This is a genomic window from Variovorax sp. P4_B11 (assembly GCF_056402355.1).
In genome coordinates, this window is sequence record NZ_JBFUHO010000169.1 from 1 (window position 1) to 827 (window position 827).

Annotated in this window: 1 protein-coding gene; it reads left to right on the forward strand. The window is 62.5% G+C overall.

Annotated elements, in window-relative coordinates; genetic code table 11:
* The first annotated feature begins 36 nt into the window (after positions 1-36).
* Positions 37-774: an IS6 family transposase gene (locus AC1DYD_RS41465; RefSeq protein ID WP_478178505.1), complete on the forward strand. Its 738-nt coding sequence runs from the start codon at positions 37-39 to the stop codon at positions 772-774.
* Positions 775-827: the final 53 nt, after the last annotated feature.

Here is an 827-nt window from a genome sequence, read left to right on the forward strand (position 1 = left end):
GGCATTGTCACGTTGCCGAAGGCGTAAGCTTGTTGGATGCAAAAGAAGAGGTCGCTGTATCACGGTCATCGGTTCCCTGCGGTGGTGATCAGCCAGGCGGTGCGCTGGTATTTCCGGTTTCAGCTGAGCCTGCGTGACATTGAGGAGTTGATGTTCGAACGTGGCGTGGTCCTCAGCTACGAGACGATCCGGCGCTGGTGCGACAAGTTCGGTGCGAGCTTCGCGCATGGTGCCAAGGGCGCGCGCCGGAAGCCAGGATCGACCTGGCATCTGGACGAGATGTTCGTGACGCTGCGCGGAGAGCCCTACCTGCTGTGGCGCGCCGTCGATCAGCATGGCGCCGAGCTGGACATCCTCCTGCAGAAGCGCCGCGACAAGGCCGCAGCGAAACGTTTCTTCAAGCGCGTGCTGGCCGCCTGCCCAGAGGCTCCGCACAAGATCGTCACCGACCAGCTGCGTAGCTATCCGGCCGCGAAGGCCGAGATCCCGGAGCTTGCGAACGTCCGCCACCTGTTCGTGAAGGCCTGCGCTCGGGTGAACAACCGCGCCGAGAACAGCCATCAGCCCACCCGCGAGCGCGAGCGACGCATGCGAGGTTTTCGCAGGCCCGAGCGCGCGCAGACTTTTCTATCGAGCTTCGGTCCCATCCGCCAGCACTTCGCTCTCAAGCGTCATTTGCTGCGCCCATCGCTTTACCGCAAACAGCTCGCTGCGCGCTTTGAGGCATGGCACCTTTTCACCGGCCTCGGCCAAAATCCGTCCACCGCCTTCTGAGCCCAGGCATCCCTGTCGTTTTTGCAACCTGTCATGCCTAACGTGACAATGCC